The sequence below is a fragment of the Quisquiliibacterium sp. genome (assembly GCF_982640115.1).
The window spans coordinates 1-4,871 of record NZ_CEXFHW010000236.1 but is presented as its reverse complement, the minus strand read 5'-3'; the positions used below and the strand labels follow the sequence as shown (position 1 = coordinate 4,871).

4 protein-coding genes are annotated in these 4,871 nt (G+C 67.9%); all 4 read right to left on the bottom strand.

Annotation, left to right across the window (positions count from 1 at the left end; translation table 11 throughout):
* Nucleotides 1-265: 265 nt before the first annotated feature.
* Nucleotides 266-976, bottom strand: coding sequence for a spermine/spermidine synthase domain-containing protein (locus AC2H6A_RS17900; RefSeq protein WP_484275078.1), 711 nt, complete (start codon nucleotides 974-976; stop codon nucleotides 266-268).
* A gap of 59 nt (nucleotides 977-1,035) precedes the next feature.
* Nucleotides 1,036-2,961: a molecular chaperone HtpG gene (gene htpG, locus AC2H6A_RS17895; RefSeq protein ID WP_484275077.1), complete on the bottom strand. Its 1,926-nt coding sequence runs from the start codon at nucleotides 2,959-2,961 to the stop codon at nucleotides 1,036-1,038.
* Between the two features lie 115 nt (nucleotides 2,962-3,076).
* Nucleotides 3,077-4,162 carry an enoyl-CoA hydratase/isomerase family protein gene (locus tag AC2H6A_RS17890; RefSeq protein WP_484275076.1) on the bottom strand — a complete coding sequence of 362 codons (1,086 nt, stop codon included), beginning with the start codon at nucleotides 4,160-4,162 and terminating at the stop codon, nucleotides 3,077-3,079.
* Nucleotides 4,163-4,169: 7 nt separating this feature from the next.
* Nucleotides 4,170-4,871 (bottom strand): carbohydrate ABC transporter permease (locus AC2H6A_RS17885; protein ID WP_484275075.1); only part of this gene is annotated, 702 nt, incomplete at its 5' end.

Here is a 4,871-nt window from a genome sequence, read left to right as displayed (position 1 = left end):
GGCGGCGCTCCTGGCGGCGGCGTTCTGTGAATCCCGATGCGCTCAAGGGCGTGCCTTCTGGTCTTGGGAGGGCGGACATGGCGGCAGCGACGGCCTCGACCGACGCGAAGGCGGATGACCTTGGGAGGGTAACAGGCCCTCGCCGCCAGCCCTCGGATGCCATGGATGGGCGGCGGCCGGATCACCGCGAGCGGCAGTTCGGCGTCGCACGCCAAGACCGGGCGTCAAGGTCGTGTTCCCCGGGGCGATCGTTCCGATCTACCGCTCAGATCATGCAGTGCTGGCCGGGACGAACCGCGCGGATCGCGTTCACCCACTGCCCGGCGGGCCAGCCGAAATGCACACCGAGGACGGCTGCACGCGCCTCGAGCGCGGTCCACGGCACGGACAGGGTCGGCCCCTTGAAGGCGAGCACCACGATGTTGCCGGCAGCCCCGGCCGGCAGTGCCAGGGTGCGGCCGTCGAAGGCACTGGCCAGCCGGGCGAGGTTGCGCCGGTAGGAGGCGTGGCGACCGAAGAGATTGACCACGCACACCCCCGGATCGGCCAGCGCCCGCCGGCAGTCCTCGTAGAAGGCGAGGCTGTCGCAGGTCGGACCGCGCGCCTCGGCGTCATAGAGATCGACCTGGATCACACCGAAGCGACCGCAGACATCACGGCGCGCAACAAACCGCGCGGCATCGTCACAGCGCAGCCGCAGCCGCTCGTCTTCCGGCGGCAGCGCGAAACAGGCGTGGCAGACATCGATGACATCCCGGCTTGCCTCGATCACCGTCACCCGGGAGCGGCGCAGGCGCCGATGGGCCAGCCGGGTGAGCGAGCCGGCGCCGAGACCGAGTTGCAGGATGTCGGCCGGCGGATGCAGGAACAGCAGCCAGGCCATCATGCGCTGGATGTACTCGAGCACCAGCACCTGAGGATGCCCGACCAGCATGGCGCCCTGCACCCAGGGCGTGCCGAAGTGCAGGCAACGCACCCCCTCGCTCTCCGAGAGGGTGATGGGGACCGAGACCGGGCGATGCCGGCCCGCACCGCTCACGCCGCGCGGTCCGCCAGCAGCATGCTGTTGAGGCGGCGCACGAAGCCGGCAGGATCATCGAGCTGTCCGCCTTCGGCCAGCAGGGCCTGGTCGAAGAGCAGACCCGCCCAGTCGTCGAACGCCGGGTCCTCGGGCGACAGTCGCCGCAGCAGGCCGTGCTCGGGATTGATCTCCAGGATCGGACGCCGTGGCGGCGCCTTCTGCCCGGCCTGACGCAGCAGCCGCTCGAGGTGACCGCTCATCTCGCCTTCGTCGGACACCAGGCAGCAGGGCGAGTCGGTCAGGCGCGAGGTGATCCGAACCTCCTTGACCCGCTCGCCAAGGCTGGCACGCAGCCGCTCGACCAGGGGCTTGAAGGCGTCGGCCGCTTCCTCGGCCTGCTTCTTTTCGGCCTCGTCGGCCAGCTCGCCGAGATCGAGCCCGCCCCGCGAGACCGAGACCAGGGGCTTGTCCTGCCAGGCCTGCAGGAAGGAGAGCATCCACTCATCGACCCGGTCGGTGAGCAGCAGCACCTCGATGCCCTTCTTGCGGAAGACCTCGAGGTGCGGGCTGTTGCGCGCCGCGGCCGGCGTCTCGCCGGTGACGTAGTAGATCGACTTCTGGCCTTCCTTGATGCGGCCGACATAGTCGGCAAGCGACACATCCTGATCGTCGCCGTCGTTCTTCGTGGACGCGAAACGCAGCAGGGCAGAGAGCCGCTCCTGCTGCCCGACATCCTCGCCGATGCCCTCCTTGAGCACCTGTCCGAATTCACGCCAGAACTGCGCGTAGCGCTCGGGCTGGTTGGCGGCGAGGTCTTCGAGCATGCTCAGCACACGGCGTGTGCAGCCTTCGCGGATGGCCCGCACATCGCGGCTTTCCTGCAGCAGTTCGCGCGAGACATTGAGCGGCAGGTCGGCGGAATCGACCACCCCGCGCACGAAGCGCAGATAGGCAGGCAGCAGGTCGCCCGCCTCGTCCATGATGAAGACCCGGCGCACATAGAGCTTCAGGCCGCGACGCTGCTGACGATCGAAGAGATCGAAGGGTGCCTTGCCAGGCAGGTAGAGCAGCTGCGTGTATTCGCTGCGACCCTCGACCCGGTTGTGGGTCCAGGCGAGCGGCTCGTCATCCCCGGGCGAAAGATGCCGGTAGAAGGACCTGTACTGCTCGTCATCGATCTCGCTCTTGGGGCGCGCCCACAGCGCGCTGGCCTGATTCACCGTCTCCCATTCGTCGAGGGTCTCGTAGGCCGCCTTGTCCTTGTCCCATGCCTCGCGGCGCATGCGGATCGGCAGTGCGACATGGTCGGAGTACTTGCGCACGATGCTGCGAAGCTCCCAGGACGAGAGCAGTGCCGAGAACGCCGACTCGGCGTCGCCACCCTCGGGATCGGGCCGCAGATGGAGGATGACCTCGGTGCCGCGACGGGTCAGTTCCACCGGTTCGATGCTGAATTCGCCGGTGCCATCGGACTCCCAGCGCACCCCCTCCGCCGCGCCCAGTCCGGCACGGCGTGTGAGCACCGTCACCCGGTCGGCGACGATGAAGGCCGAGTAGAAGCCCACGCCGAACTGACCGATCAGCTGGGCGTCACGGGCCTGATCCCCGGAGAGCTTGCCGAAGAACTCGCGGGTGCCTGAGCGGGCGATCGTGCCGAGGTGGTCGATCGCCTCCTGGCGGGACATGCCGATACCGTTGTCGGCGATGGTGATCGTGCGGGCCTCACGGTCGTACTCGAGGCTGATCGCGAGTTCCGGGTCATCGGCCACCAGGGCGGGCTGGTCGATCGCCTCGAAGCGCAGCTTGTCGCAGGCATCGGAGGCATTGGAGATCAGCTCGCGCAGGAAGATCTCGCGATGGCTGTAGAGTGAGTGGATCATCAGCTGCAGCAGCTGACGCACCTCGGTCTGGAATCCCAGGGTTTCCTTCATGGCATCCATGGTGGGTTGAACAGGCAAACGCCGGCACGATGCCGGCAGGCAGCCGTCAGCACGGCCGTTCCGCCGGGCACATTGGGGCGCCACCGGCGATTTCAAGCGCCGGTGCGCCGGCGGTTCAGCGGAAGTGGGCCTCGACCTCGTCGATCGGCACCGCCGCCAGATCGGCATGCGCCCAACGCGGCTTGCGGTCCTTGTCGATCAGCAGGGCACGCACGCCCTCGGGGAAGTCATGCCGGCGCTGGAACTGCCGGGCCAGCACCAGATCGAGCGCAAGCACCTCGGCCAGCGAGCAGTGGCGGGCCCGGCGCAGGTATTCATCGGTGACCCAGGCCGCCATCGCGCTGCCCTCGGCAAGGCTGCGTGCCGGCGCGGTGAACCAGGGGTCGTCGGCGGCTGCGGCCGCGAGCGCGTCGCGCACCCCGGTGAGGGTGGGCTGCATGGCGATGAAACGCAAGGCGTCGAAATACTGCGCGAGGTGGTTCAGGGGCAAACCCGCCTTGCAGCGACGGTGGTGGGCCATCAGCAGATGCGACAGGGCGGCCGCATCGGCGCGTCGGTCTCCGGTCCAGGCATGGGCCAGGATCTCCTCGACCACGGCATCCCGGAATTCCTGCGCGATGAAGTAGTCGGCCAGGCCGGCGAACAGGGTGTCGGCCTCGTTCAGGGTGAGGCCGGTGAGCGCCATCACACGACCGATGCCGCCCGGCACCCGGTTGAGAAAGTACCCGCCGCCCACATCCGGAAACAGGCCGATGTGGATTTCGGGCATGGCCACCCGCGAGCCCTCGCTGATCACGCGATGGCTGGCGCCGGCCACCAGCCCCATGCCACCGCCCATGCACACCCCGTGCGACCATGACAGCAGCGGCTTGGGGTAGGTGTGCAGCAGCAGGTCGAGCTGGTACTCCACGGCGAAGAAGGCATCGCCATACACGAAACGGCGCTCGCCCCCGGCACGCACCTGCCGAACCACCTCGGCGACATCGCCCCCCGCCGAAAAGCCGCGATCGCCCGCGCCCTGCAGCATCACTAGCGCAATGCCCTCGTCGGAGGCCCAGGTGCGCAGGGTGGCCAGCATGCGCTCGCACATCTCGAGCGTGATCGCGTTGAGCTGACGGGGGCGATTGAGGGTGACCACACCCAGGCGGCGGCCGCCAACGGTGGGGCGCTCCTCGAACAGCACCACGGGCGCATCGTTCATGCCGATCTCACTCCTTGACGGCGCCGGTCATCCCGGAGACGTAGTACTCGACGAAGAAGGAATAGAACACCGCGACCGGCAGCGAGCCAAGCAGCGCGCCGGCCATCAGCGGCCCCCAGTGATAGACATCGCCCTCGACCAGCTCGGTGACCACCGCCACGGGCACGGTCTTGATCTCGGAGTCGGACACGAAGGTGAGTGCGTAGATGAACTCGTTCCAGGACAGGGTGAAGGCGAAGATGCCGGCTGAAATCAGGCCGGGGACCGCCAGCGGCAGGATGATCTTGATCAGGATCTCCCAGCGGGTGGCGCCGTCGATCAGCGCGCACTCCTCGAGCTCGTACGGGATCGAGCGGAAGTAGCCCATCAGCAGCCAGGTGCAGAACGGGATCAGGAAGGTCGGGTAGGTGAACACCAGCGCCCAGCGCGTGTTGAACAGCCCGAGGTTCTGCAGCACGAGCGCCAGCGGGATGAACAGGATCGACGGCGGGATCAGGTAGGCGAGGAAGATCCCCAGGCCGACCGCGCGCGAGCCCTTGAAGCGCAGCCGCTCGATCGCGTAGGCGGCCAGCACCGCGGCGAACAGCGACACCAGCGTGGCGATCACCGACACCAGCATCGTGTTCATCAGCCACGACGGGTATTCGGTGTCGAACAGCAGCTTCTTGAAGTGCGCCAGCGTCGGGCTCGACACCCAGAACGGATTGCC

What these genes read in the sequence shown, in the direction of transcription:
- AC2H6A_RS17890 (WP_484275076.1), bottom strand. Translation starts at nt 4,162, where the DNA reads ATGAACGATGCGCCCGTGGTGCTGTTCGAGGAGCGCCCCACCGTTGGC.
- htpG (WP_484275077.1), bottom strand. Translation starts at nt 2,961, where the DNA reads ATGGATGCCATGAAGGAAACCCTGGGATTCCAGACCGAGGTGCGTCAG.